Source organism: Pseudomonas sp. ADAK13 (genome assembly GCF_012935715.1).
Classification (GTDB): domain Bacteria; phylum Pseudomonadota; class Gammaproteobacteria; order Pseudomonadales; family Pseudomonadaceae; genus Aquipseudomonas.
Map to the genome: position 1 here is coordinate 4516016 of NZ_CP052860.1, position 26622 is coordinate 4542637.

The window sequence follows — 26622 nt, forward strand, 5'->3', positions numbered from 1 at the left end:
CGTGGCCCAAGGTGTTAAACGTCTTAAATAGGGGAAGAGCCTTCAAGCTCTTCCCCTATTTTGTATCTGGAGTCTGTACATGGAAAACCTGGATGCGCTGGTCTCTCAAGCACTAGAGGCTGTGCAAAGCGCAGAAGATATCAATGCCCTGGAGCAAATCCGGGTTCACTACCTTGGCAAAAAGGGTGAATTGACTCAGGTGATGAAGACCCTGGGGAATTTGCCGGCTGAAGAGCGTCCGCAAGTCGGCGCGCTGATCAACGTGGCCAAGGAGCGTGTTACAGAGGTTCTCAATGCGCGCAAGGCGTCGCTCGAGGAGGCCGATCTTGCGGCCAAGCTCGCTGCCGAGTCCATTGACGTGACCCTGCCTGGCCGTGGCCAGACCTCGGGCGGCCTGCATCCGATTACCCGGACTCTGGAACGTATCGAGCAGTTCTTCACCCACATCGGCTACGGCATTGCCGAAGGCCCTGAGGTCGAAGACGACTATCACAACTTCGAGGCGCTCAACATCCCAGGCCATCACCCGGCCCGGTCGATGCATGACACCTTCTATTTCAATGCGAACATGCTGCTGCGCACCCATACCTCGCCGGTACAGGTCCGCACCATGGAATCGCAGAAGCCGCCGATCCGCATCGTCTGCCCAGGCCGTGTGTACCGCAGCGACTCCGATATCACCCACTCGCCGATGTTCCACCAGGTCGAAGGCCTGCTGGTTGATCGCGACATCAACTTCGCCGACCTCAAAGGCACCATCGAAGAGTTCCTGCGGGTGTTCTTCGAGAAAGAGCTGGCGGTGCGTTTCCGTCCCTCGTTCTTCCCGTTCACCGAGCCTTCCGCTGAAGTCGACATGGAATGCGTGATGTGCAGCGGTAAAGGCTGCCGCGTCTGCAAACAGACTGGCTGGCTGGAAGTGATGGGTTGCGGCATGGTTCACCCCAACGTGCTGCGCATGTCCGGGATCGACCCGGAAGAATTCTCGGGCTTTGCCTTCGGCATGGGCGTTGAGCGTCTGGCCATGCTGCGTTACGGCGTGAACGACTTGCGTCTGTTCTTCGACAACGACTTGCGGTTCCTCGCGCAATTTCGCTAGTCGTAACGGATCTTTAGGAGAGCAGGATGAAATTCAGTGAACAATGGCTGCGTGGCTGGGTAAGCCCGCAGGTAAGTCGCGACGAGCTGGTTGCCCGTCTGTCGATGGCCGGCCTTGAGGTCGATAGCGTTACGCCGGCCGCCGGTGTTTTCAGTGGCGTGGTAGTGGGCGAGGTGCTGAGCACCGAGCAGCACCCGGACGCCGACAAATTGCGTGTATGCCAGGTCAGCAATGGCGCGGAAACGTTCCAGGTCGTGTGCGGAGCGCCCAACGTGCGCCCGGGCCTGAAAATCCCGTTCGCCATGATCGGTGCCGAGCTGCCGGGCGACTTCAAGATCAAGAAGGCCAAGCTGCGTGGCGTTGAATCCAACGGCATGCTGTGTTCCCAGGCAGAGCTGCAGGTCGGTGAAGGCAATGATGGCCTGATGGAGCTGCCGGCCGACGCGCCAGTGGGCCAGGACATCCGTGTCTACCTGGAGCTGGAAGACGCCAGCATCGAGGTCGACCTGACCCCGAACCGCGGCGACTGCCTGTCCCTGGCTGGCCTGGCGCGTGAAGTCGGCGCCCTGTACGCCGCAGCCGTGACCCGCCCGGTGGTTGCAGCGGTACCTGCCGTGCACGACGAAGTACGTTCCATCGAAGTGCTGGCACCCAACGCCTGCCCACGTTATCTGGGTCGTGTGATCCGTAATGTCGACCTGTCGAAGCCAACCCCGCTGTGGATGGTTGAGCGTCTGCGTCGCTCCGAAGTGCGCAGCATTGATGCTGCCGTCGACATCACCAACTACGTGATGCTGGAGCTGGGCCAACCGCTGCACGCATTCGATCTCGCCGAAATCAATGGCGGCATCCGCGTGCGCATGGCCGAGGAAGGCGAGAAGCTGGTGCTGCTCGACGGCCAGGAAGTCAGCCTGCGCGCCGACACCCTGGTGATTGCTGACCATTCCCGCGCCCTGGCGATTGCCGGCGTGATGGGTGGCGAGCACAGCGGCGTGTCCGCAACCACCCGCGACATTTTCCTCGAAAGCGCCTTCTTCGATCAGATCGCCATCGCTGGCAAGGCCCGTTCCTACGGCCTGCACACCGACGCCTCACACCGCTACGAGCGTGGCGTGGACTGGCAATTGGCCCGTGAAGCCATGGAGCGCGCCACTGGCCTGCTGCTGGAAATCACTGGCGGCGAAGCCGGCCCGATCATCGAAACCGTCAGCGAGCAGCACCTGCCGTCGGTTGCGCCAATCGTCCTGCGTGCCAAAGCCGTTGAGCAAATGCTTGGCCTGGTGATCGACCCGGTTGAAATCGAGCGCCTGCTGTCAGCACTCGGCCTCGGCATCTCTGCAGGTGAAGCAGGGCAGTGGCACGTAGAAGTGCCAAGCCATCGCTTCGATATCAGCCTGGAAGTCGACCTGATCGAAGAGCTGGCCCGCCTGTACGGCTACAACCGCCTGCCGGTTCGTTACCCGCAAGCGCGCCTGGCGCCGCAGCCGAAAGCCGAAGCCCGTGCACACCTGCCGGAACTGCGCCGCCTGCTGGTTGCCCGTGGTTATCAGGAAGCGGTGACCTACAGCTTCATCGATCCAAAGCAGTTCGAACTGTTCAACCCAGGTGTCGAGCCGCTGTTGTTGGCTAACCCGATCTCCAACGACATGGCCGCCATGCGCTCGTCGCTGTGGCCGGGCCTGGTGAAAGCGCTGTCCCATAACCTGAACCGTCAGCAAGACCGCGTGCGTATGTTCGAAAGCGGCCTGCGTTTTGTTGGTCAGCTGGATGGCCTGAAGCAAGAGCCGATGCTGGCTGGCGTTGTCTGCGGCAGCCGTTTGCCGGAAGGCTGGGCACAAGGTCGCGACACCGTCGACTTCTTCGACGTCAAGGCCGATGTGGAAGCGGTGCTGGGCTTTGCCGGTGCGCTGGATGCCTTCACTTTCACCCCGGGCAAACACCCTGCGTTGCACCCGGGCCAGACCGCGCGTATCGAACGTGAAGGTCGCCTGGTGGGCTTTGTTGGCGCGATTCACCCTGAACTGTCGAAAACTTTGGGACTGGACCGTCCAGTCTTCGTTTTTGAGCTAGTCTTGGCTGAAGTCGCTTCGGGCAAAATGCCTAAATTCAGCGAGTTGTCGCGTTTCCCTGAAGTACGACGTGATCTGGCGCTGATTGCCGATCAGGGTGTTGCGGCCAGTGCTGTTCTGGACGTAATCCGTGAAAATGCAGGGGAATGGCTGACAGACCTCAGGCTATTTGACGTTTATCAGGGTAAAGGCATTGATCCGCATAGAAAAAGCCTTGCAGTTGGCTTGACCTGGCAGCATCCATCGCGCACTCTTAATGACGATGAGGTGAATACGACGACGCAAAATATCCTCACCTCGCTCGAACAAAGGTTGAACGCCACGTTAAGGAAGTGACGTATGGGGGCTTTGACGAAAGCTGAGATGGCGGAACGTCTGTATGAAGAGCTGGGCCTGAACAAGCGCGAGGCCAAGGAATTGGTCGAGCTGTTCTTTGAAGAAATCAGGCACGCTCTTGAAGACAACGAACAGGTCAAATTGTCCGGTTTCGGCAATTTTGACCTGCGGGACAAACGCCAGCGGCCTGGCCGCAATCCAAAAACGGGAGAAGAAATCCCGATCACGGCTCGCCGTGTGGTCACCTTTCGTCCAGGGCAGAAGTTGAAGGCCCGAGTTGAGGCTTATGCTGGAACCAAGTCATAACGACGAACTGCCCGTCATCCCAGGCAAACGCTACTTCACCATTGGTGAAGTCAGCGAGCTCTGTGCGGTAAAGCCGCACGTGCTGCGCTATTGGGAGCAGGAGTTTCCTCAACTCAACCCCGTCAAACGCACCGGGAACCGTCGGTATTATCAGCGCCAGGATGTGCTGATGATCCGACAGATCCGTGCGTTGCTTTACGACCAGGGGTTCACCATCAGCGGCGCGCGTCAGCGTATGTCCGGTGATGAAGCCAAAGACGACACCACCCAATACAAGCAAATGATCCGCCAGATGATCTCCGAACTCGAAGATGTGCTGGTGGTTTTGAAGAAGTAATTCCGGCTTTTAAAATACTTCCACATTTCAAAAGCTTGCGGTATATTCCTGATCGCTTCGTTGCGAAGCGAACCCAGTAACACGCCTAGTCGGGGCGTAGCGCAGTCCGGTAGCGCACTAGCATGGGGTGCTAGGGGTCGAGTGTTCGAATCACTCCGTCCCGACCATATTTCTGATCAAGCCCAACCTGAAAGGTTGGGCTTTTTCATGCATGAAGATAAACCCAAGCATCCCTCACTCCCCAAAAAACACCAACGCCCGCACTTCAATACTCCTCCTGGATGGCGCATCCACCGGCGTAGTCGGGTCATCAAACGCGGTATGTGCGCTGCGCCTGGCAACATCGCCACGCGAGTCATGAATCTTCAGCAACAACACCTCATCCGGCCGCAGCTGCGGGTAGTAATACCAGCGATGCGCCGGGTTGGCCTTGACCGAAAAAGTCTCGCCAACCTTGTCCCGGTACACCAGGTCGCTGGGCAGCAAGTCGCTCTCGGCCATGCTTCGCGCATCGCACAAGGCGAGTGGGGTACTCAGGACCGGTGCACCAATCGGCCGCCAAACGTTAATAATCGCAAACCGTTTCAGCAGTCGCTGTTCCGCCTCATCCGCAGGCAGATGATCACGTACCCGGCGAATCGCCGAGCGCTCGGTCTGGTCGTTGTGCACGTAACGCACCGGCTCACGCAGCCCACGATCCTCGCGTCCGTGCTCGTCCACCCGGATGGTGTGGTCGAAGATCACCACCTTGACCGCACCTGTCTGTTGCTTGAGCAAGGCTTCGGTTTCCGGATGGTAATGCTCGCGAACCTGGTCCTCGTTTTCCAGGTTCAGCACGCCACTGGTGTGGTCGATCTTCTCGAAGCCCTGAAGATCAAGATGGGCCGGTTCGTCGAGCAGCCGGGCGTTGTGGATGCTAACTTGAGTCGGGTCCAGCACGCCGCTGCGCTTGGGGCTGCCGTCTGGCTGCGGGAAGGTGTAGTTCACCGGCCGCTCACCGGTATCCAGCAGGTAGTTGAGTTCACCGATAACCGATGGCGGGGCGAGATGAGTCTGATGCGTTCCCATGAACAATCCTCCAGGCGTGAGGCGGTTTTCAGAAGGGTTCCTTGAAGGGCCGCAGGTCCAGCTCCTGGGTCCAGGCGCTGCGCGGTTGGGTGTGCAGGTACCAATAGGCGTCGGCGATGTCGTCGAGTTTCAGTGCGCCGTCTTCCCCCAGTCGCGCCAGGTAATCCGGGGCCCGGCTTTGCACGCGCTCACCGTCGATGGCGCCGTCGATGACCACGTGGGCGACGTGCACGTTTTGCGGGCCGAACTTGCGAGCGCCGCTCCCAGGCCCGCCACAGCACCCACACCGGCAATCCAGACCACCGGCTCGGATCGAGACTCAGACATTAGCCACTTCCTCAATGAGATACGTGGCTAACAATTTACCCATCGGCGGGCGCGAGGAATAAGAACATCGACAGCTAAGGTTATGCGCTGACTCAATAGCGCATTTCCACCGCCACATACGCCCCAATCCCATCCCCCGGATACAACGACGCCGTATCCTGGCCCTTCGCGTCATACAGCGGTTGCACCGCCGTCACGTATTTCTGATTGGTCAGGTTCTTCACATCCAGCGACACCTTCCAGTCTTTGCTCGGCGTTTCATACCCCACATTCGCCCCGAAGATGGTGTAGGAGGGCGCATAGAAGCTGTTGGCATAGTCCACCGCCGTACGCGAGGCCGATTGCACGTTCACCCCGGTATAGAAGCCCGCCGGGTGCTGATACTGCAGCTCGCCCTGGTAGATATGCTTCGGAATCCCCGGCAACTGGTTGTCGCCGAAGGTCGGGTCGTGCCGGTAGTAGAAGTCGTTGTAGGTGTACACCTGGCGCAAGGTGACCTTTTCACCCGAGGTGTTTTCCCACAGGCGCGTATTCAAGCCGGCCTCGATGCCTTGGTGGATCGTCGGTGTCGCGTTGAAGGCACCGGTGATCGCCGCGGCAGTGGAGGTGGCCGGGATGATCTGCACGTTGAGCAATTCATTTTTCACCCACGAACGGTAGAGCGCCAGGCTGCCGTCGAAGATGCCTGATGAACCCTTGATCCCAATTTCAACGGTATTGGCTTTCTGCTCCACCAGCGGCCTCACGTACGGCGTGGTCGGCCCGGAGCCGGAGTATTCCCACGACGCCGGTGGATCGACCGAGCGGCTGACGTTGGCGAACACTTGCAGTTGCGGGGTGAACTCGTAACGCACGCCCAGTCGCGGGGCCAGGCTCCAGTTGTCGTAGGTCACGTCGCTCGGGTAAGTGGTGGTGTTGGCCACCAGGGCGTCCTTGACATCGGCGTGGCGGCGCACGTTGATCGCCGATACGCCGCTGGTCAGCCACAGGCCGTCCACCAGTTCCAGGTCGTTGCCCAGGGAGAACACATGATCGAACGAGGAGCTGTAGTCGACGAACTTGCGCGTCTGTTTGTTGGCGAAGGTGGAGTCGACCTGGCCCTTGAGGTGTTCGGTGGAGGTGAAGGCCAGGCTGGAGCGGCTTTCGTGGCCGAACAGGGTGTCGCGCCGGTCGTAGTTGATCACCGCGCTCAGGTCATGCCAGTCCCAGTAGCTGGGGTTGCTCGGGCTGTTCGGGCTGTTGTTGTGGGCGTACTGGTAGTAGACGAAACCCACCGACAGGGTGGCGTCGTCCTCAAAGGTGTAGGTGGTCTTGCTGCCCAGCCATACGCTGCCGGGGCGACGGCTGCCGGCGCCGCTGCTTTCGGCGGTGGCACTGGCGCGGTCGGAGTGGTGCTTGACCGCATCCAGGGTGGTGGCGCTCGGGTCGTTGTGGAACTCGTCGCGGTAACGCAGCATCACCCGGGTTTCGAGTTGCGGGCTGAAGCGGTAGCCAAAGTTGGCCACCACGCCCTGGCTCTTCGACAGGCTGTAGTCGCGGTAGCCGTCGCTGCGGTAGTTGTCGGCATTCAGGTAGTAATCGAACGCACCCTCGACGCCGCCGACGCTCAGGCTTTGCTTGTTGTAGCCGTAGCTCCCGGTTTCCGCCCGCACCCGCAGCCCGGGTGCGGTGTAGCCGGTCTGGTTGACGAAATTGATGGCGCCGCCAAGGCTCAGCGCGCCGTATTGGAAGGCGTTGGCACCCCGCAGGATTTCGGTGTAGTTCACCCCCGAACCGTTGAGGAATTCGTAAGGTGTGCCGCCTGGGCCGGTGATCGGCAAGCCGTCGAACAGGAACTTGATGCCCTCACGGAAATACCCCGGCGAGGTGTTGGCCCCAGATCCACGAATGGAAATCTTGGCCGCGTCGTTGCCGCCGGTGGACTGCACGAACACACCCGGCTGATAGGCGAGGGTGTCCTGCAAGGTGGCGGTTCGTCCCTTGGCCACCTGTTCGCTGTCGACCACGCTGGTGCCGCCTGGCACTTCGGACAACTGACTTTTGGCTGCCTCAACGGGCGTGATTTTTTGTGCCTCTACTGTCACCGTCTTTAGCCGTGTTCCGGTCGTCGGTGTGACCTCGTCATCTGCCTGCACACTGGCGGAAAAAACCAGGGCTGAGCCCAGCCCGACCATCGCCAGCCAAGTTGCTTGCCGCACGGCAAGTGTCAACTTTTGCAACTCTCCCCGAAAGATTGGATCCATTAAGCGTGTTCCTTGTGAATAGATAAATGAGCCCCAGCTTTCTATTCGAATAGTCATGCCTGTTTCGCTCTGAGCAGTTTCTATGCCAAGACTATTGGCCAAGGATTACGGGCGCTTAGTTCAGGTTAAGTGTTCTGCGAGATACTTTGTTTTGAATCGGTGTTTGATTCTCAACAGTCAACTTTGATGGCCGGGATTACTGCAACTGTCGCGAACGCAACAGTTGATAAGCAGTGTGTAAGGCTACCAACAATTCCGGGATGTATAACGGGTATAACCATATAAGTGTTTGGTAGTGTTCGCCCCGTTTTACAAGGGTTTTGCGCTGGTTTTGTGGTCAATATGGCGTTTCTTGAAGACTGGCATGCTCACTGCATTACATCCCGTAATTGCAAACTTTCAGTGTTCATCGAGTTCCTCTAAGGAAGCGTCATTGACAACCATCCTGAAACTTTCGGCGGTTATTTCACTGTCCCTGGCGATCAATGCCTGCTCACCGGCTGCGGCACCGAAACATGAAATTTCTGCGGCCGATGGCACGATCACCAACGGTGTAGTGACTTATTCGGCGACAGACTTTCATGAGACGTCACCGGGCCGCTACGGCGGAACTTTGCGAGTCTCAGCCGCCTCCGACGCCGGCAGTTTCGATGTTCACGCACTGTCTAACGGCAACATCCAGTGGATGGGCCGGATTCTCTTCGATTGCCTGGTGTACCAGGACGAGCAGGGCAACATCAGCCCATGGCTGGCCCGCTCCTGGGACATCTCCGACGACGGCAAGACCTACACCTTTCACCTGCGCGACGACGTGACCTTCAGCGACGGCGAGAAATTCAACGCCCAGGCGCTGCAAACCAACCTGGAACACATGCGCGATCCAGCGACCAAGTCCCCACTGGCAGCGGCCTATATCGCGCCGTACCTGGATGGCAAGGTCATCGACGACTACACCTTCGAAGCCCATTTGCGCGAACCCTATACGCCTTTCCTCGACGTACTGGCGCAGTCCTGGCTGAGCATGATCTCCCCCAGGCAGATTCGCGAAGCGCCGAAGACCATCGCCGAGCATCCCATCGGCAGCGGCCCGTTCCTGTTGCAGAGCTATACCCGTGACCAGGGTGCAGTGTTCACCAAGCGCCCCGGCTACAACTGGGCGCCGCCGGTGACCCGTCACACGGGTGAGGCATACCTGGACCGTATCGAGTTGAGCTACGTCCCTGAAGCCATGATCCGCTTCACGGCGCTTGAGTCCGGCCAGTCGGATTTCGCCCTCGATGCACCGGCCCAGAATGCTGCCGCCATCCGCGCCAACCCCGATCTGGTGATGCGCAGTCGGATTCGCAAGGGCAACCCGAGCCGTGGCATCGTGTTCAACGTTGAGCAGGCGCCATTCGACGATGTGCGAGTACGTCGCGCCGTGGCCAAAGCCGTCGACCGCGAAGGATTGGCGTGGATTTCCGGCTTCGGCGAATACATCGCCAAAGCCGATTTCCTGGCGGCGAATACCCGGTTTTATCAACCCAACAAAGAGGCCCTGGCCTACGACGTCAAGGCGGCCAATACCTTGCTCGACGACGCCGGCTGGACAGGGCGCGACGCCCAGGGCTATCGGACCAAGGCCGGGCAGCGCCTGAAGGCGACTTTGTTGGCCTATAGCAGCCCGGCCTTTCCCGGCAGCGTATCGGTGGCCATCCAGGCCGACCTGAAAAAAGTCGGCTTTGAGATGACCGTCGAGATGCTGCCGCTGACCCGGGTGATCGAGAGGCGCTATGCCGGGAAGTTCCAGGCGATGGCGGACGGTTACTGGCACACCAACACACCCGACGGCATGTTCGTGCTTTATCACAGCGAGTCCATCAGCACCGATAAAAGGATCGGCCAGAACGTTGGACGCTTCCGTGATGCCGAACTGGATCGCGTGCTCAGCGCCGCTCGCCAATCCCGCGATCCGGTTGAGTTGCAGGCGCTCTATGGCGAAGCACAAAAGCGCCTGACCGAAACCGTGCCGTCGGTGCCGTCGGTGGAAGCCCAGGTGCTCACCGCCTATGGCCGACAAGTCCAGGGCGTGATTTTCGACACCTCCCACAACGTACCGTTCTTCACCAGCATCTGGCTGGACCGGGGGCAACCATGAGCCTGTTCAAATCCATCGCCTGGCGCCTGCTGGCGGGCATTGGCGTGCTCTGGGGCGCGGCGACGCTGACCTTCCTCGCCGTCAACTTCAGTGGCGGTGACACCGCGCTGGCGATCCTCGGCGGCCCGGATGCGATGCCCACGCCGGAGCTGTTGGCGCGGGTGCGGGCCGAGTATGGCCTGGACCAACCCTTGATCGTGCAATACGGCAATTATCTGCTGCGCCTGGCCCACGGCGACCTGGGTGAATCCTACCGCCTGCGTATCCCGGTGCAGCAGGCGATTGCCGAACAGATCGGCGCAACCATTCAACTGTCCCTGAGCGCCGCGTTGCTGGCGGTGGTGTTGGCGCTGGTGTGCGCGATCCTCACTGCCAATCGTTCGCGCTGGGTTCGCTCGGTTGTTTCAGGCGGCGAGCTGGTGCTGTCGTCGGCGCCTTCGTTTGTGATCGGCATGCTGCTGTTGCTGGTGTTTTCGTTTCATTGGCACTGGTTGCCGCCGTCCGGCTCAGTGGGCTGGCGTTCGTTGATCCTGCCCTCCGTCGCGCTGGCCTTGCCGGTGGCGGCGGTGCTGACCCAGCTGCTGCGCCAGTCCCTGGAAGACACCCTCGAACAACCCTTTATCGCCATGGCCCGTGCGCGTGGCCTGTCCGAAACCGCCGTGCGCCTGCGCCATGCCTTGCGCCATGCGCTGGTGCCGTTGGTGACGCTGGCGGGGTTCGTGTTCGCCAGCCTGCTGGGCGGCGCGGTGGTGGTGGAATTGCTGTTTGCGCGCCAGGGCATCGGGCGCCTGATGCTCGACGCCACCAGCAACAAAGACGTGCCGATGGTGTTGGGCGTGACCCTGCTCGCGGCCACGGTGTACGTGCTGGTGAACCTGGCCGTCGATTTGATCAACCGCTGGATTGACCCCCGGGCTAATCAAGCGTGAGTGCCTTTGAAGAAGGAAAAACCATGAGTGCTTCGATCCCCGTTGAAGTGAGTTATGCCGACTTGCACCAGCGTTTCGCCGACGTATTTGCACGGATAGCCGATACCGCCGTCGCCCGCGAGCAGCAGCGCGAGCTGGCCCACGATGCGGTGGCGTGGCTGCGGGAGGCCGGCTTTGGTGCGCTGCGCGTGCCGCAGGCCCAGGGCGGCCTGGGTGCCAGCCTGCCGCAGTTGTTTCGCCTGTTGATTGAACTGGGCGAGGCCGATTCAAACCTGCCGCAGATCGTGCGCGCGCATTTCGGTTTTGTAGAAGGCCGGCTGTCCAGCCGCGACAGCGAGTCCCAGGCGTACTGGTTCGCCAAAGTCGTCGACGGCGAACTGTGGGGCGCCGCCATGGCGGAGCGCACCGACACCACCCGCAACTCGGTAACCCTCAGCGCGGTCGATTCCGGCTGGCAACTGGACGGCGAGAAGTACTACTGCACCGGCACGCTGTACGCCAACTGGATCGCCGCCGTCGCCCTGGATGGCGAGGATTTTGTCAGCCTCGCGGTGCGTACCGATGCGCCAGGCGTCACTGTCGAGGACGACTGGGACGGCTTTGGCCAGCGCCTCACCGGCAGCGGCACCACCCGCTTCAAGGCGGTCGACGTACCGGCCCGGCACATCGTGCGGCGCTTCAAGAAAGACGAGCTACGCGCCGAGTCCTACCTGAGCGCGTTCTACCAGCTGTTCCACCTGGCGACCCTGGCCGGCATCGCGAATGCGGTGCTGCGTGACGCCACCGAATTCGTCAAAGGCCGCACCCGCGCGTTTGGCGTGCCGGGGCAATCGAGCCCCAAGGACGATCCGCTGGTGCAGCGGGTGATCGGTCGCCTGTCGAGCCTGGCCTATGCCGCCCGCACCCAGGTGCTGGCCGTCGCCGAGGTGCTGCAGGAGGCGCACGAAGCAGAGCAGGGCGGCTACGCCAACGAACAGCATTACACCGAGGCCGAGATCCGTGCGTATCAGGCGCAACAGATCGTGCTGGAACAAGTACTGGAAGCCACCACGCTGCTGTTCGAGGTCGGCGGCGCATCCGCCACCAGCGAGTCGCGGCGCTTCGACCGCCACTGGCGCAACGCCCGCACGCTGGCCTCCCACAACCCGGCGATTTTTCGCGAACGGGCCCTGGGCAATTACTACCTCAACGACGTCACCCCCAACGCCGCGTGGCGCGGCCTGCAAGCCGCCGACGCCGAGCAGCAGGCCGCCCGCGACGAAGCGAGTGCGGTATGAGCCTTCAACCCTTCACTACAAAAGGATCACCCATGCGTTACCGCCAACTGGGCAACAGCGACCTTCAAGTCAGCGTGCTGGGCCTGGGCACCATGACCTGGGGCCACCAGAACACCGAGACCGATGCCCATCAGCAGATTGATTTGGCGCTGGCCGAAGGCATCAACTTCATCGACACCGCCGAGATGTACCCCACGCCGACCAAGGCCGAAACCTGGCGCACCACCGAGCGCTATATCGGCAGTTGGCTGGCGGCCAGCGGTCGACGCGACGAGGTGATCCTGGCAAGCAAAATCGCCGGCCCGGCCCGTGACCCCAGCAGCCAGCAGCACATCCGCGACGGCCTCAGCCATCACGACCGGCGCAACATCGTCGAAGCCCTGGACGGCAGCCTCAAACGCCTCAACACCGACTACCTCGACCTCTACCAACTGCACTGGCCTGACCGCACCACCAATATCTTCGGCCAGCGCGAATACCCGTATCAGGCAGACACCCAGACCGTCGCCATCGAAGAAACCCTGGCGGTGCTGGCCGATCAGGTCAAGGCCGGCAAGGTGCGTCACATCGGTGTGTCCAACGAAACCCCGTGGGGCGTCGCCGAGTTTCTCAAGCAAAGCGAACGCCTTGGCCTGCCGCGCATTGCCAGCGTGCAAAACCCCTACAGCCTGCTTAATCGCCTGTACGAAGGCGGGCTCTCGGAGTTCAGCCACCGTGAAGGCGTCGGCCTGCTGGCGTACTCGCCACTGGCCTTCGGTGCGCTCACCGGCAAGTACCTGGGCGGCGCACGTCCCGAGGGCTCGCGGTTGTCGGCGGTGTACCGCACCTTCAATCGCTATGACAGCGCCTCGGCCCAGGAGGCCATCACCGGCTACGTGGAGATTGCCCGGCAACACGGCCTGACACCGGCCCAGTTGGCGCTGGCGTTCATCATCGACAAACCCTTCGTCACCAGCGCGCTCACCGGGCAAACCAGCCTGGCGCAATTGCGCGACAACCTCGGCGCGCTGGACGTGAGCCTCAGCGACGAGATCAAGGCGCAGGTCCAGGCCATCCACCAGCGCATTCCCAACCCCGCGCCCTAGAACGAGGAGCCTGGCATGACGCAAAGCATTGAAACGTTGAGCCGCAGTCACCCGTTGCGTCTTGCCGGGTTTACCCAACTGCGGCCCGGGCTGTTGCTCGCCGGGGTATTTGTCGGGCTGTTGCTGCTGGCCGCTGTTTTTCCACAGTGGCTGGCCCCGTATGACCCGCTGGATGCCTCGGCGCGCCTGGCGTTCCAGGCACCGGGCAACGTGCATTGGCTGGGCACCGATGAGAATGGGCGTGACGTGCTCAGCCGGCTGATTTATGGCGTGCGCTCGTCGCTGTTCATGGGCCTGGCCGCCACTGCGCTGGGGCTGGCCTGGGGCACCTTGCTCGGGTTGATCGCCGGCCTTGGCCCGCGCTGGCTGGACGGCGCCTTGATGCGCGGGATTGATGTACTGCTGTCGTTTCCCGACCTGTTGCTGGCGCTGGTGATCATCACGTTTTTCGGCCAGGGCACGGCCAATCTGATCCTTGCCGTGGGCATCGCCGGCGTGCCGCGGTATGCGCGGCTGGTGCGGGCGCAAACCCTCACGGTGCGCAACGCCGGCTACGTCGAATCCGCCGTCACCCTCGGTCAATCGCAGCTGGCCGTGGTGCTGCGGCACATCCTGCCGAATGCGTTCAAACCGGTGCTGATCCTCGCCACCATCGGCATCGGCGGTGCGATCACCGCCGGTGCCGCCTTGAGTTTTCTCGGCTTTGGCGCACCGCCGCCCGCGCCGGAGTGGGGCGGGATGATGGCCATCGGGCGCAGCTTCCTGGCCAACGCGCCGTGGCTGGTGGCCTGGCCGGCCCTGATCATCACCCTGACCGTTGTCTCCATCAGTGCCATCGGCCGCGAACTGTTGCGCCGCAGCGAAGGAAAGCCTCTATGACGATGAATATCCATACCCTCGGCCCGCTGGTCGACATCCGCGACCTGACCGTACGTTTCGGTCAGGCCGAACCGGTATTGCACGGTGTCAGCCTGCAGTTGAACCGTGGCGAATGCCTGGCGTTGGTGGGCGAATCGGGCTCCGGCAAAAGCGTCACCGCCCGCACCCTGGCCGGCCTCACGGGCAAGGAGGCTCGCGTCCAGGCCGCCAAGCTGGCCTTCCAGGGCGTCGACCTGCGCCAGCTCAATGAACGGGCCTGGCAGCAACTGCGCGGCGCGAGCATCGGCTTTGTGATGCAGGACGCACTGGGCGCGCTTGACCCACTGCGCCGTGTGGGCGCCGAGATTGAAGAACCGTTGCACCTGCACACGTCATTGGGCCTGGAAGCGCGCCGCCTGCGGGTGCTGGAGCTGCTGCGGGATGTCGGCGTGCCGGAACCGGAACTGCGCGCCAGCCAATACCCGTGGCAACTCTCCGGTGGCTTGCGCCAGCGCGCGCTGATCGCCTCGGCCATTGCCTGCAACCCACGGCTGATCATTGCCGATGAGCCCACCACGGCCCTGGACGCCACGGTGCAGGCCCAGGTCATCGCGCTGCTGGAAAGCCTGCGCGGTGAAGACAACGCACTGCTGATGGTCAGCCATGACCTGTCGGTGGTCTCGCGCCTGGCCGACCGCGTGGCCGTGATGCGCCACGGGGTGATCGTGGAGGAGGGCAGCACCGAACAGGTCCTGCAAGACCCGCGTCATCCGTATACCCAATTGCTGTTGCGGGCGGCCAAGGCGGTGCACTTCCAACCCACCCGCCGGCTGCTCACAGCGGTTGAACCCGAGCCTGCGCCCCAGGGCGAAGTGCTGCTGGAAGCCCGCGAGCTATCCAAGACTTTTGTCGGCCCCGACGGTAAAACCCGCACGGTGCTGAACCAGGTGTCGCTGCAACTGCGTCGCGGCGAGACACTCGGCGTGGTGGGCGAATCGGGCTGCGGCAAGACCACCTTGACCCGCCTGATACTCGGCCTGGAAACCGCCGATGCCGGCGAGGTATGGATCAAGGGCCAGCGCTGGTCCGACCTCGACGCCCGGCAAAAAAGCGAAGCCCGGCGTGCGGTCCAGGTAGTGTTCCAGGACCCTCTCAGCTCCTTCGACCCGCGCTACACCGTGCAGCGTGTGTTGTTCGAAGCGCTGGTGGTGGCCGGCGTACCGCGTCACGCACGGCGCGACCGCGCGCTGGAACTGCTGGAACTGGTGCGCCTCGATGCCAGCGCCTTGTCCCGCCGCCCCATCGAACTTTCCGGTGGCCAGCGACAGCGCATCGCGATTGCCCGGGCGTTGGCTTCCGAGCCACAGGTCCTGATCTGCGATGAGCCGGTGTCGGCGCTGGACGTGTCGGTACAGGCACAGATCCTGGAGTTGCTTGACGACCTCAAGCGCCGCCTCGGCCTGGCTTGCCTGTTCATCTCCCATGACCTTGGCGTGATCAACCACGTCAGCGAGCGCGTGCTGGTGATGAAGGCCGGCGAAGTGGTGGAGTCCGGCTCGGTGCGCGCGGTGTTCGACCGCCCGGCCCATGCCTATACCCGCGCGCTGATCGACGCGATTCCGATCCTTGAAACCGACGACACGCCGATCCCGTTCTACCTGAACGTAGCGATCTGACGTATTGGAAACAGTATCTACAGAGGAGTGTTCCTGGTGCCCAAGCAGCTGCACGTGAATTTGTTTGAGATGAACTGCGTCAGTCACATCGTCCATGGTTTGTGGGTGCACCCGGACAACAACCGGCACCGCTTCAACGACCTGGACTACTGGACCGAGCTTGCGCAATTGCTGGAGTACGGCACCTTTGACGGTGTGTTCCTGGCCGACGTGATCGGCACCTACGACCGCTTTCGCGACGGCCCCGAAACCTCGCTGCGTGAAGGCATGCAGATCCCCAGCAACGACCCGCTGCTGGTGATTCCGGCGATGGCCGGGGTGACCAAGAATCTTGGTTTTGGCGCGACCTTTTCCACCACCTACGAACCGCCGTTCGCCTTTGCGCGGCGCATGAGCACCCTCGATCACCTGACCAAAGGCCGGGTGGGCTGGAACATCGTTACCTCGTACTTGCCGAACGCCGCGCGCAACTTCGGCCACGACACCGAGGTGGTCCACGATCACCGCTACGAGATCGCCGACGAATACCTCGACGTGCTCTACAAACTCTGGGAAGGCTCGTGGGACGACGACGCCGTGATCGTTGACCGCGAGCGCCGGATCTACACCGACCCGGATAAGGTGCGCTACATCAACCACGTCGGCGAACACTTCAAGGTTGCCGGGCCGCACCTGTGCCAGCCTTCGCGGCAGCGTACGCCGGTGCTGTTCCAGGCCACCGGGTCGCCTGCCGGCATCGAGTTTGCCGGGCGGCATGCTGAAGTGGTGTTCACCGGTGGAAGTGATGCGCCGGAGGTGCGTGCGAATATCCAGGCCATGCGGCAGAAGGCGGTGGAGCATGATCGCGATCCGGCGGGGTTGAAGTTTATCGTCATGGCCGGGGTGATCGTGGGGCGGACCGATGAGGAAGTCAGTGCCAAGCTCGACAGTTATCGCAAGCTGGTGAGTGTCGAGGCGTCGCTGGCTCATGGGCAGTCGGCGATAGACTTGACGGCGTATCCACGGGATACCTTGATCAGTGATCTGGTGAGTCGGCAGGTCAAGGGGTGGGAGAGTTTGAGTCGGTACAAAGCGGACTCCACTGTTGGGGCGGTATTGGCGCAGCTTGGTGGTTTTAATCGCGAGCGGTTTTTTGTGGCGGGTACACCGACGGTGGTGGCGGATGCGATTGAGAAATGGCTGGATGAGGATGGGATCGACGGGATTAACCTGAGGCAGTATTTGTCGTTTGAGACAGCGCGGGATTTCATTGAATTGGTGGTGCCGGAGTTGCGTCGTCGTGGGCGGTTTCGTGAGCGGTATAACGAGGGCGAGACGTTGCGGGAGCGGTTGTTCGGGGCTGGGCAGGCGCGGTTGCCTGGGGACCATTTTGGCGCGCGTTATCGGGATCCGGCGGCGTTGCTTCAGCCGGCGTTGCCGTTGCGGTTTTCGTCGTGAGTTGAGAGTACATATCCGTTATTTAGGCAACGGCTACTTAGGGTTTCGCTCTTACAGCGAGTCACTTTGCAAAAGCGGCAAAGTAACCAAAACGCTCTGCCCCGCCTGTCGGCACCTCGCCTAGGCTCGGTGTTCCCTCACTCCGGCGATGCTCCGCGGGCCGCCGCGATGGGCCATCCTTGGCCCAGCGCGGCTAAACCGGCGTCCTGCCGGTTTACCCGCTCCGCACCCCCTGCGTTCGGCCTCGGGCTTATTGGGGCAGTCAGAGCCAGATCAAGATCAAAAGCAAGAGCACAGCGGCCTACAGGCCGGCTTGAGTGGTAGAAGCCAGAGCAAAAGCCAAAGCGAAAGCCAAATCTGAAACTGATGCAGCTCTGCTTTTCTGTGGGAGCTGGCTTGCCTGCGATGCAGACACCTCGGTTTTTCAGGTGCACCGAGGCGATGCTATCGCAGGCAAGCCAGCTCCCACATTCGACCGTACCCTGCTTTAGATTTTGATGTTGCCTTTGCTTCACACCACTCAAGCCGGCCTGTAGGCCGCTGTGCTGTTGATCTGCTTTTGATCTTGATCTTAGGCGCCCCGTTAAACCACGCTGGCCGAACGCAGGTAGTACGGAGCGGGTAAACCGGCAGGACGCCGGTTTAGCCGCGACGGGGCAGGGACGCCCCGTCGCGGCGGCCCGCGGAGTAATGCCGGAGTGCGGGCACACCGAGCATTAGCGAGGTGCCGAGTGGTGGGGCAAGAGCCTTTTGGTTACTTTTGGGCTCCTTTCAAAAGTGACCCGCTGTAAGAGCGGAACCCATAGCGGCCGTTACCGCAGCAACGGATATGTACTCGGTCCACCTCATCCCCAAGCTGTTGCCTGACCAACACTTCCCACACACATTGTCGTTTTCCCCAATCTCCCGCCCGCCCAATGTCCCGTATTTACGGCCCCTGAAACCCGGCATGCCTTGTGCAATGACCCAATCCCCGGACTTCAGGCCTCACTCATCATGCAAGAACCCGCCCCTTACCCGCGACGATCCAGCCCGCTGCTCCTTCTGGGCACCGCCACACTCTGCGGCCTGCTCCTGGGCTGCGGCCAAAGCGGCTCGACCGTCACCCGCAGTGACCAACCGGTAAAAGGCGGCACCCTGGTCTACGCCACCGACCGCGAACCCACCTGCCTCGACCCCCACGTAGCGGGCGACATGCCCCAGGTGTTCGTCGCCCAGCAGTACCTGGACTCCCTGGTCTCGATGGACGCCGACGGCCGCATCGGCCCCTGGCTCGCCAAGACCTGGGAAGTGTCCCCGGACGGCCTGACCTACACCTTCCACCTGCGCAACGACGTGCACTTCACCGACGGCACCCCGTTCAACGCCGCAGCGGTCAAGGCCAACCTCGACCACATGGCCAACCCCAAGACCCAGTCGAGCACCGCAGGCGGCTACATCCGCCAATACCGCAGCACCGACGTGCTCGACGAGTACACCGCCGTGGTGCACCTGGCCACGCCTTACGCGGCGTTCCTTGAGGTGTTGGCCCAAGGCTTCCTGGGAATCGAGTCCCCGACCGCACTGCTGCGCTCCCGCGACGTGAACTGCGAGAGCCCCGTGGGCAGCGGCCCGTTCAAGGTCGTGCGCTGGGACCGCCAGAGCCAGGTCGAGCTGGTGCGCAACCCCGACTACAACTGGGCGCCGCCCACCGCCAAACACCAGGGCCCGGCCTGGCTCGACCGGATCGTCTGGAAGTTCATCCAGGAACCTTCGGTGCGCTTCGCCTCGTTGCAGGCCGGTGAGGTCGATGTGATCGAAGCGTTACCGCCCGAATCCCACGAGGCCGCCCGGCGCAATCCGGACCTGACCCTGGTGATCGCCCAGCGCCCCGGCAACCCCACCAACGGCACCCTGAACATCACCCGCGCGCCGTTCGATGACTTGCGGGTGCGCGAAGCCTTTGTGCGCAGCTCCGACATCGAGGGTGCGTTGAAGAGTGTGTACTTCAACGAATTCCCCCGCGCCGGTGGCCCGTTGAGCCCGGCCACGCGCTTCTACAACCCGGAGTTCCAGCACGCCCAGGATTACGACCCGGCCCGGGCCGCGCAATTGCTCGACCAGGCCGGCTGGACCCAACGCGACAGCGAGGGCTACCGCACCAAGGACGGCAAGCGCCTGCAAGTCCATGTGGTGATGGGCAACCGCACGCCACCGTCGGAATACACCCTGTGGGAGCAGGTACAGGCCACCACCCGGCAGGCCGGCTTCGAGCTGATCGTCGACCAGATGAGCGACGTGCAGGCCACCAAGCGCCAGGCCGACTGGGACTACGACATTCGCCTCGGCTACTGGAACACCAACACCGCCGACGTGCTGCGGATCATCTTTGGCAGCGAGTTCATTCGCCCCGCAGGTGTGGGGGGCTACCACCAGAACACTGCTGGCTTCAGTGACCCGGCTTTCGACACGCTGATCCAGCAGGCCCTCACCACCCAAGACAGCGAGCAGCGCCGGGCCCTGTATTACCAGGCGCAGAAAATCGCTTCCAGCCAGTACCTGCAATTGACCACCTACCCGCAAAGCACGCGGCTGGGTATCTACAAGACCACCCAGGGCGTGCGGCTGGAGCCGTCGCTGGCGGTGACCTATCTCTATGACGCATGGGTGAACAAATGAGCAGTCCATCACTTGCCAACCCACGGCGCGAGCGCCTGGCCCGGCTCGGCAAACGTGCGCTGTGGCGCCTTGCCGGCGGGGTGCTGGTGCTCTGGGCGGTGGCCACGCTGACCTTCTTTGCCTTGCGCCTGATGCCCGGTGATCCGGTGCAGGCGATCCTTGGCGGCCCGAGCGGCAACCCCACCCCGGAGACCATCGCCGAGGCCACCCGCGAGTACGGCCTCGACAAGCCACTGGCGGTGCAATACGCGCTGTACCTCGGGCGCCTGGTGCAGGGTGACCTGGGGGTTTCCTATTCCCAGCATCTGCCGGTGACCCGAGTGCTCGCCGAGCAATCCTGGCCGACCCTGGAGCTGACCCTGACGTCGCTCGCGTTGGCCTGGGTGCTGGTGCTGGCGCTGACGGTGTTGACCGCCGGGCGTCGACGCTGGGTGGCCAGCCTGGCCTCGTTGGCCGAAACCCTGGCCGCCGCGTTGCCGCATTTCTGGTTGGGGATTCTGCTGCTGGCGGTGTTTGCGTTCGGCCTGAAGCTGTTCCCGCCGGCGGGCAGTGACGGCTGGCGCACGCTGGTATTGCCGTCGTTCGCCCTGGCGATTCCGCTGGCGGGGTTTATCGCCCAGGTCACCCGTGAATCCCTGGATTTGACCCTCGACCAACCCTTCATCCTGACCGCCCGAACCCGTGGCCTGAGTGACTTCAACGTGCGCTTCAAACACGCACTGCGCCACGCGGTATTGCCGGGCATCTCGCTGTCGGGCTGGGCCATCGGCGCGCTGATCAGTGGCGCGGTGGTGATTGAAGTGATCTTTTCCCGCAAGGGCCTTGGCCGTCAGCTGTACCAGGCGGTGCAGGCACAGGACCTGCCGCTGACCATCGGCATCAGCCTGGTGGTCGCTGCCGGTTATGTGCTCGCCAACATTCTGGTCGACCTGCTGTACCTGTGGGTCGACCCTCGCCAACAGGAGATTCCAGCATGAGCGGCCTGACCCTCGAAGCACCGCTGCCCGCGCTGCGGATTCAGCGCTCCACCCGCACGCTACGGCCCGGCCCGCTGTTGGCGATTACCTTTCTGCTGCTGGTGATTGTCGCGGCGCTGGTGCCGCAGTTGTTCGCCTACAGCGACCCACTGGCCATCGTGCCCCGCGACGCGTTTCATTCGCCGAGCCTGGCCCACTGGTTCGGCACCGATCAGTCGGGGCGGGATATCTTTTCCCGGGTGATCTACGGCACGCGCCAGTCGCTGTTTATCGGGCTTGCTGCAACCGCTATCGCCATGAGCATCGCCATCGTGCTCGGCCTGCTGGGCGGGCTCGGCGGCGCGCGGGTGGACCGTGGCGTGGGTTGGTTGCTGGAAGTGCTGTTTGCGTTCCCGAGCCTGATTCTGGCGCTGCTGTTCGTGGCGATCTTCGGCAGCGGCATTGGCCCGCTGATTGTCGCCACCGGGCTGGGCAGCGCACCGGGTTACGCACGGATGGTTCGCGGCCAGGTGCTGGCGGTGCGCAACGCGGGCTACATCGAAGCCGCCCGGGCCCTCGGGCATCCGCCGCTGCGCATCATCCTGCGCCAGTTGCTGCCGAACGCCATGCGCCCGTTGATCGTGACCCTGACCATGGGCGTGGGCCAGGCGATTGTCTGGGCCTCGGCCCTGAGCTTTCTCGGCCTGGGCGCACGTCCGCCGGCGCCGGAGTGGGGGACCATGTTGTCCATGGGCCGCGACTTTATCGCCAACGCCTGGTGGCTGACGTTCTTCCCCGGCCTGTTCATCGTATTGACCACGCTGTCGACCACGGTCACTGGCCGTTACCTGCAACAACGCCTGGAGGGCCGTCTTTCATGAGCGACCAGAAACGCTTGATCGTTGAAGGGCTGTCCATCGAGTTTGCCGGGCAGTCGGTGGTACGCAATCTGTCTTTCACCCTGGAGCCGGGCAAAACCCTGGCGCTGGTGGGTGAGTCCGGCTCGGGCAAAAGCGTCACCGCCCGCAGCCTGATCGGCCTGGCGGGTGCGGGCGCCAAGGTCACGGCGCGCACCTTGAGTTACGACGGAGTGGATTTGCTCAGCCTGTCGGAGCGCGGCTGGCGCCGTTTGCGCGGCAACGGCATCGGCTTCGTATTGCAGGATGCATTGGTGTCCCTCGACCCGTTGCGGCCGGTGGGCAAGGAAATTCTCGAAGTGCTGGAGACCCATCGTTGGGGCGACCGTCGCAGCCGTGGCGAACGGGTCATCGAGCTGCTGGACCTGGTCGGTGTACCCGAGCCGCAACTGCGTGCCCGCCAGCGCTCCGATCAACTCTCTGGCGGCCTGCGCCAGCGTGCGCTGATTGCCAGCGCACTGGCGTTGAACCCCGGCCTGGTGATTGCCGATGAACCCACCACTGCGCTGGATGCCACGGTGCAGGCGCAGATTCTGCAGGTGTTGCAGCAGATCAAGGCCCGTGGCGATTCGCTGCTGATCATCAGCCATGACCTGGCGGTGGTCGCGCAACTGGCGGATGAGGTACTTGTTTTGCGCCACGGTGAAGTGGTGGAGCAGGGCCCGATGGATCAGGTGCTGCTCAACCCGCGCCACGCCTACACGCGCTCGCTGCTGGATGCGGTGCCCGCCGAGCATGCCCGGGGCACACGCCTGTCGCCGGAGCGCAGCAATGCTGTCGCTCAACCACGGCCGGGCGCGGACTCGCCGGTGTTGCTCAAGGCCTCGGGCCTGGGCAAACGGTATGTCGGCCCCGATCAACAGTCACGCCAGGTGGTGGACGGCGTCAGCTTCGAGCTGCGCGCCGGCCGCACCCTGGGCATCGTCGGTGAGTCCGGCTCCGGCAAAACCACGGTGGCGCGCATCGGCCTCGGGCTGCTGCAACCGGATGCCGGCGAGGTGCGTTTTCTCGATCAACCGTGGGCGGCGGCAGGGCCGGAGCGCGTTGAGGAGAAAACCCGACGTTTGCATCGCCGCGACATCAGCGTGATCTATCAGGACCCGCTGAGTTCATTCGACCCGCGCTGGACGGTCGGGCAGATCCTCAGTGATGCGCTGGACGTCGCAGGCATCGACGCCGAGCAACAGGCCGCCCGAGTGGCGCAGTTGCTCGACCAGGTCCGCCTGGCGCCGCAACTGGCCGAGCGTCGGCCGCTGCAACTGTCGGGCGGGCAGCGCCAGCGCGTGGCGATTGCCCGGGCAATTGCCAGCAACCCCAAAGTGATTATCTGTGACGAGCCGGTGTCGGCGCTGGATGTGTCGGTGCAGGCCCAAGTGTTGGACCTGCTAGCCGATCTGCAAGCCTCGCTGGGCCTGGCCTACCTGTTTATCTCCCACGACCTCGGCGTGATTCGCCACGTCAGCGATGAAGTGTTGGTGATGCGCCACGGCCAGGTGGTGGAAAGTGCGAGTGTCGAAACCTTGTTTGAGTCACCCCAACACGAATACACCCAACGCCTGCTGGGCGCAGTCCCGCGCCTGCCCGGCAGCGGCACGCAGTTGGTGGTGCCGGCGCTGGAACCGGAACACCCCGGCTGGCTGTTTGATGAATCGCGCCTGTGGAAAATCGCCATCTAGACCTGAATCAAGGAAGTGCCATGAGCAAGTTGTCTGCTGTACCCACGCCACCGGTTGTGACGGTGGCCGAACTGAACGCCCGCGCCGACCGCATCCTGCCGCAGATCGCCGCCGGCGCTGCGCAACGCGAGCGCGACCGCCAGCTGCCGTACGAGGCGGTGGCGCAGATCGCCCAGGCGGGGCTGTTTACCGTGCGGATTCCCAAGCGTTTTGGCGGCGCCGGTGGTTCGGTCAAGGATGTGATTGCCTTGCTGATTCGCATCGCCTCGGCCGACTCCAACGTGGCCCAGGCCCTGCGCCCCGGTTTCGGGTTTGTCGAAGGCTTGCTGGCCTCCCGCGCCGAGGGGGCGGAAGAGGAGCGTGAGCGCTGGTTCGAGCGCTATCGGCAAGGCGCCGTGATCGGCAATGCCGGCTGGGAAGTCGGCGGTGCCAACGGTTCGATCAGTGCGCGCATCGTGCGTGACGGCGAGCATTTCCGCGCGTCCGGCAGCAAGTACTACAGCACCGGTTCGTTGTATGCCGATTGGGTCAGCGCGGTGGCCCTGGACGAGAATGACCAGCCCGTATCGTTCATCCTGCCCCGGGACCGCCAGGGCCTGGAGCTGCTGGATGATTTCGACGCCATGGGCCAGCGCCTGACCGCCAGCGGCACCACCCATCTGCATGACGTGCAGGTGTTGGCCAGCGAAGTCCGCACCCGCACGGTCGAGGAGGGCAAGCGCACGATTGTCACGCCGTTCCTGCAGGTGTTCCTCGCGGCGGTGCAAGCTGGTATTGCGCGCAATGCGCTGAATGATGCGGTGACCTTCGCCAAGGACCATGCGCGGCCGATCAAGCACAGCAGCGCCACGCGCTCGGTGGATGACCCGTATGTGGAGCTGAGCGTGGGCGACGTTTCGGCCCGGGCGTTTACCGCCGAAGCGGTGGTGCTGCATGCGGCCGACTCCATCGACCGCGCCTGGGCTGCCGATCTGGACGCGGTGGCCGTCGACCAGGCAGCGGTGGATGTGGCGCAGGCGCAATATATCGCCGCCGAATCGGCACTCAAGGCCGCCGAGCTGGTGTTCGACGTGGGTGGCGCGTCCACCACCGGCCGCGCCCATAACCTGGACCGCCACTGGCGCAACGCGCGCACCGTGGCCAACCACAATCCCCGGCACTGGAAGGCCGCGGCCGTGGGCGCCTGGCAACTCAAGGGCACGCCGCCACCGACCTCGGGGCTGTTTTGAACAAAGCCCTCGACCTTTCACACCCCGTGGGCGAAGTGGGCACCGGGCACGCGCGCCGGGTGCCGATGATCATCGGCTGCGCGCTGTTCATGGAACTGATCGACGCCACGGCGGTGCTCACGGCGCTGCCGCAGATGGCCCAGGATTTCGGCGAGCCGAGCGTGCGCATGAACCTAGTGGTGTCGCTGTACCTGCTGGCGGTGGCGCTGTTTGTGCCGGTCAGTGGCTGGGCGGCCGACCGGTTCGGGCCGCGCCGGGTATTTATCAGCGCGATCGTGCTGTTTACCCTGGCGTCGGTGGCGTGTGCCGGCTCGGGCTCGCTGTTGCAACTGTCCCTGGCGCGGTTGGCCCAGGGCGCTTCGGGGGCGATGATGGTGCCGGTGGGGCAGGTGATACTGCTGCGCTGGTCGGCGCGGGAAAACCTCCTGCGCGCCATGTCTTACCTGACGGTGGCGGCGCTGGTGGGGCCGCTGCTGGGCCCTCCGTTGGGCGGGTTGCTGGTGACGGTGTTGTCGTGGCACTGGATCTTCCTGATCAACGTGCCGATCGGCGTGCTCGGGGTCATGCTGGTGCTGCGCTACATCCCGGACTATTCCGGGGCGCCTGGCCAGCCATTGGACGTTCCCGGCCTGTTGCTCAGCGGTGTGGCACTGGGCGGGCTGGTGTTCGGTTTCGAGGTGCTGGGCCACGGCCTGTTGCCTCGCCAGTGGGCGTTGCTGCTGATTGGCGGCGGTCTGTTGAGTGCCTGGCTGTATGTCCGGCATGCGCGGCGCACGGCCCACCCGTTGATCGATTTCTCATTGTTGAAAATACCGACCTTTGCGGTGAGCTTCTGGGGCGGCAACCTGATGCGTATCGGCAGTGCTTCACAGCCGTTTTTGCTGGTGCTGCTGTTCCAGCTGTGTTTCGGGCTTAACCCGTTGCAGGCCGGGCTGCTGAGCGTTGCCGGCGGCGTGGGGGCGTTCCTGATGAAGATGCTGGCGGTACGGATTGTCAGCCGCTTCGGTTTCCGGCGCACCTTGATCAGCAACGCCGTGCTCACCGGTGCAACCATCCTGGCGTGCAGCCTGTTCGAGGTATCGACGCCTTACTGGATTGTAATACTGGTGTTATTTGGCAGCGGGATCATTCGCTCGCTGCAATTCAGCACCCTGGGGGCGTTGACCTATGCCGACGTGCCACCGGAGCAATCCAGCCGTGCCAGTAGCCTGTCGGCGATGACCATTCAGTTGACGTTGAGTTTGTCGGTGGGCATCGCGGCGGGCCTGCTCGGCTTGATCATGGCCGTGCGCGGGCATGCCACGGTCGAGCAGAGTGATATCGCCTGGATCATAGCGGGTGCCGGATTGCTGTGTGCATTATCGGGGCTGGTTTATCGCAGGCTGTCGCCGCAGGCGGGCTCGGCGATTTATGCAAAACGCGCAGAGGGAATTTGATGATTCGTGCAGCACGTGTCGAGGACGCGGGTGACATCGCCCGGGTGCATATCCGCAGTTGGCAGGAGGCTTACCGTGAGCTGATGCCCGTGGATTACCTGGCTTCGCTGGAGGCTACTCAGCCTCGGCGCGAAGCTGCCTGGCGGCAGTTGATCGAGCAGGGACGCGAAGCGGTGTTTGTGGCAGAGGTCGATGGGCAGGTGGTCGGCTGGATTGCCGTGAGCCCGAGCCGCGATGAGGACGCTGACCCCGGCGAGACAGGTGAAGTGCAGGCGCTGTATGTGCTGGCCGAGCATTGGGGAACCGGGGTGGGGCGGGCGCTGTGGCTCAGAGGCCTGGAGCATCTCGCCAGACAGGGCCTGGAGACGGCGACGTTGTGGGTGCTTGCCGGAAACCGCCGGGCCATACGTTTTTACCAGAACGCCGGCTGGACAGCGCAGGCCGAATCAAGCCGCACCCTCACCCGGGGCGGTTGTGAGTTGGAGGAAATTCGCTACCAATCTCAAAAACAACACTGAACCTGTGCCGAGGGCGCTTGCTGTGGCGAGGGAGCTTGCTCCCGCTGGAGT

Annotated in this window: 20 protein-coding genes, 1 tRNA gene and 1 pseudogene; 19 read left to right on the plus strand and 3 right to left on the minus strand. The window is 63.0% G+C overall.

The genetic code is table 11. From position 1 onward, the window contains the following. Positions 1-79 precede the first annotated feature (79 nt). From pheS to HKK54_RS20995, 5 genes are all read left to right on the plus strand, one after another. Positions 80-1096 (plus strand): phenylalanine--tRNA ligase subunit alpha, encoded by a 1017-nt coding sequence (gene pheS / locus HKK54_RS20975; RefSeq protein WP_003219939.1) that lies wholly within the window; start codon positions 80-82, stop codon positions 1094-1096. A gap of 26 nt (positions 1097-1122) precedes the next feature. Continuing rightward, complete coding sequence (gene pheT, locus HKK54_RS20980) at positions 1123-3501, plus strand: phenylalanine--tRNA ligase subunit beta (RefSeq protein ID WP_169387672.1); 2379 nt, start codon at positions 1123-1125, stop codon at positions 3499-3501. A 3-nt stretch (positions 3502-3504) separates the two neighbouring features. Then, positions 3505-3807: an integration host factor subunit alpha gene (ihfA, locus tag HKK54_RS20985; RefSeq protein ID WP_002553164.1), complete on the plus strand. Its 303-nt coding sequence runs from the start codon at positions 3505-3507 to the stop codon at positions 3805-3807. Beyond that, entirely contained in the window at positions 3788-4144 is a 357-nt protein-coding gene (locus tag HKK54_RS20990; RefSeq protein WP_003219935.1) for a MerR family transcriptional regulator, read from the plus strand. The genes ihfA and HKK54_RS20990 overlap by 20 nt, the downstream gene beginning before the upstream one ends. Before the next feature lie 90 nt (positions 4145-4234). Next, positions 4235-4311: transfer RNA gene (locus HKK54_RS20995), tRNA-Pro, on the plus strand. A 67-nt stretch (positions 4312-4378) separates the two neighbouring features. Here the strand turns inward: HKK54_RS20995 and HKK54_RS21000 are convergent. The 3 genes and pseudogenes from HKK54_RS21000 to HKK54_RS21010 form a co-directional block, all read right to left on the minus strand. After that, on the minus strand, positions 4379-5212 hold the full coding sequence (locus HKK54_RS21000) for a CmcJ/NvfI family oxidoreductase (RefSeq protein WP_169387673.1): 834 nt from the start codon (positions 5210-5212) through the stop codon (positions 4379-4381). A gap of 28 nt (positions 5213-5240) precedes the next feature. After that, positions 5241-5474: pseudogene (locus HKK54_RS21005) on the minus strand (glucose 1-dehydrogenase); the annotation flags it as partial. A 157-nt stretch (positions 5475-5631) separates the two neighbouring features. After that, the gene (locus HKK54_RS21010) at positions 5632-7782 is read right to left on the minus strand and encodes a TonB-dependent receptor family protein (RefSeq protein ID WP_169387674.1); all 2151 of its coding nucleotides are present in this window, start codon (positions 7780-7782) and stop codon (positions 5632-5634) included. Between the two features lie 433 nt (positions 7783-8215). On the opposite strand from HKK54_RS21010, the gene HKK54_RS21015 reads away from it, so the two are divergent. The 14 genes from HKK54_RS21015 to HKK54_RS21080 all read left to right on the plus strand — a co-directional run bounded on the left by HKK54_RS21015 (position 8216) and on the right by HKK54_RS21080 (position 26571). Beyond that, complete coding sequence (locus HKK54_RS21015; RefSeq protein ID WP_169387675.1) at positions 8216-9919, plus strand: ABC transporter substrate-binding protein; 1704 nt, start codon at positions 8216-8218, stop codon at positions 9917-9919. Next, entirely contained in the window at positions 9916-10848 is a 933-nt protein-coding gene (locus HKK54_RS21020) for an ABC transporter permease (RefSeq protein ID WP_169387676.1), read from the plus strand. Before HKK54_RS21015 ends, HKK54_RS21020 begins: the two co-directional genes overlap by 4 nt. A 23-nt stretch (positions 10849-10871) precedes the next feature. Continuing rightward, a complete protein-coding gene (locus tag HKK54_RS21025) occupies positions 10872-12125 on the plus strand; it encodes an acyl-CoA dehydrogenase family protein (protein WP_169387677.1) in 1254 nt (417 codons plus the stop codon). Positions 12126-12157: 32 nt separating this feature from the next. Further along, positions 12158-13210 (plus strand): NADP(H)-dependent aldo-keto reductase, encoded by a 1053-nt coding sequence (locus tag HKK54_RS21030; protein WP_169387678.1) that lies wholly within the window; start codon positions 12158-12160, stop codon positions 13208-13210. 15 nt (positions 13211-13225) lie between these two features. Continuing rightward, on the plus strand, positions 13226-14089 hold the full coding sequence (locus tag HKK54_RS21035) for an ABC transporter permease (protein WP_169387679.1): 864 nt from the start codon (positions 13226-13228) through the stop codon (positions 14087-14089). Then, positions 14086-15744: a dipeptide ABC transporter ATP-binding protein gene (locus HKK54_RS21040; RefSeq protein WP_169387680.1), complete on the plus strand. Its 1659-nt coding sequence runs from the start codon at positions 14086-14088 to the stop codon at positions 15742-15744. The genes HKK54_RS21035 and HKK54_RS21040 overlap by 4 nt, the downstream gene beginning before the upstream one ends. Before the next feature lie 36 nt (positions 15745-15780). After that, entirely contained in the window at positions 15781-17181 is a 1401-nt protein-coding gene (locus HKK54_RS21045; protein WP_178120990.1) for an LLM class flavin-dependent oxidoreductase, read from the plus strand. A 996-nt stretch (positions 17182-18177) separates the two neighbouring features. Then, the gene (locus HKK54_RS21050; protein ID WP_010175508.1) at positions 18178-19839 is read left to right on the plus strand and encodes an ABC transporter substrate-binding protein; all 1662 of its coding nucleotides are present in this window, start codon (positions 18178-18180) and stop codon (positions 19837-19839) included. Continuing rightward, positions 19836-20816, plus strand: a complete 981-nt coding sequence (locus tag HKK54_RS21055; protein WP_169387682.1) for an ABC transporter permease — start codon at positions 19836-19838, stop codon at positions 20814-20816. The genes HKK54_RS21050 and HKK54_RS21055 overlap by 4 nt, the downstream gene beginning before the upstream one ends. Next, positions 20813-21676 (plus strand): ABC transporter permease, encoded by an 864-nt coding sequence (locus HKK54_RS21060; RefSeq protein ID WP_010175505.1) that lies wholly within the window; start codon positions 20813-20815, stop codon positions 21674-21676. The genes HKK54_RS21055 and HKK54_RS21060 overlap by 4 nt, the downstream gene beginning before the upstream one ends. After that, complete coding sequence (locus HKK54_RS21065) at positions 21673-23388, plus strand: dipeptide ABC transporter ATP-binding protein (protein WP_169387683.1); 1716 nt, start codon at positions 21673-21675, stop codon at positions 23386-23388. Before HKK54_RS21060 ends, HKK54_RS21065 begins: the two co-directional genes overlap by 4 nt. A gap of 20 nt (positions 23389-23408) precedes the next feature. Further along, positions 23409-24617 carry an acyl-CoA dehydrogenase family protein gene (locus tag HKK54_RS21070; RefSeq protein WP_169387684.1) on the plus strand — a complete coding sequence of 403 codons (1209 nt, stop codon included), beginning with the start codon at positions 23409-23411 and terminating at the stop codon, positions 24615-24617. After that, positions 24614-26053: an MFS transporter gene (locus HKK54_RS21075; protein WP_169387685.1), complete on the plus strand. Its 1440-nt coding sequence runs from the start codon at positions 24614-24616 to the stop codon at positions 26051-26053. The genes HKK54_RS21070 and HKK54_RS21075 overlap by 4 nt, the downstream gene beginning before the upstream one ends. After that, complete coding sequence (locus tag HKK54_RS21080) at positions 26053-26571, plus strand: GNAT family N-acetyltransferase (RefSeq protein WP_169387686.1); 519 nt, start codon at positions 26053-26055, stop codon at positions 26569-26571. Before HKK54_RS21075 ends, HKK54_RS21080 begins: the two co-directional genes overlap by 1 nt. Positions 26572-26622 lie beyond the last annotated feature (51 nt).

Excerpts from the sequence above, each read along its gene's own strand:
- ihfA (WP_002553164.1), top strand. The coding sequence starts at position 3,505 with ATGGGGGCTTTGACGAAAGCTGAGATGGCGGAACGTCTGTATGAAGAG.
- HKK54_RS21065 (WP_169387683.1), top strand. The coding sequence starts at position 21,673 with ATGAGCGACCAGAAACGCTTGATCGTTGAAGGGCTGTCCATCGAGTTT.
- HKK54_RS21070 (WP_169387684.1), top strand. The coding sequence starts at position 23,409 with ATGAGCAAGTTGTCTGCTGTACCCACGCCACCGGTTGTGACGGTGGCC.
- HKK54_RS21020 (WP_169387676.1), top strand. The coding sequence starts at position 9,916 with ATGAGCCTGTTCAAATCCATCGCCTGGCGCCTGCTGGCGGGCATTGGC.
- HKK54_RS20990 (WP_003219935.1), top strand. The coding sequence starts at position 3,788 with ATGCTGGAACCAAGTCATAACGACGAACTGCCCGTCATCCCAGGCAAA.
- HKK54_RS21025 (WP_169387677.1), top strand. The coding sequence starts at position 10,872 with ATGAGTGCTTCGATCCCCGTTGAAGTGAGTTATGCCGACTTGCACCAG.
- HKK54_RS21055 (WP_169387682.1), top strand. The coding sequence starts at position 19,836 with ATGAGCAGTCCATCACTTGCCAACCCACGGCGCGAGCGCCTGGCCCGG.
- HKK54_RS21000 (WP_169387673.1), bottom strand. The coding sequence starts at position 5,212 with ATGGGAACGCATCAGACTCATCTCGCCCCGCCATCGGTTATCGGTGAA.
- HKK54_RS21040 (WP_169387680.1), top strand. The coding sequence starts at position 14,086 with ATGACGATGAATATCCATACCCTCGGCCCGCTGGTCGACATCCGCGAC.
- HKK54_RS21030 (WP_169387678.1), top strand. The coding sequence starts at position 12,158 with ATGCGTTACCGCCAACTGGGCAACAGCGACCTTCAAGTCAGCGTGCTG.
- pheS (WP_003219939.1), top strand. The coding sequence starts at position 80 with ATGGAAAACCTGGATGCGCTGGTCTCTCAAGCACTAGAGGCTGTGCAA.
- HKK54_RS21050 (WP_010175508.1), top strand. The coding sequence starts at position 18,178 with ATGCAAGAACCCGCCCCTTACCCGCGACGATCCAGCCCGCTGCTCCTT.
- HKK54_RS21035 (WP_169387679.1), top strand. The coding sequence starts at position 13,226 with ATGACGCAAAGCATTGAAACGTTGAGCCGCAGTCACCCGTTGCGTCTT.
- HKK54_RS21060 (WP_010175505.1), top strand. The coding sequence starts at position 20,813 with ATGAGCGGCCTGACCCTCGAAGCACCGCTGCCCGCGCTGCGGATTCAG.
- HKK54_RS21010 (WP_169387674.1), bottom strand. The coding sequence starts at position 7,782 with ATGGATCCAATCTTTCGGGGAGAGTTGCAAAAGTTGACACTTGCCGTG.
- HKK54_RS21080 (WP_169387686.1), top strand. The coding sequence starts at position 26,053 with ATGATTCGTGCAGCACGTGTCGAGGACGCGGGTGACATCGCCCGGGTG.
- pheT (WP_169387672.1), top strand. The coding sequence starts at position 1,123 with ATGAAATTCAGTGAACAATGGCTGCGTGGCTGGGTAAGCCCGCAGGTA.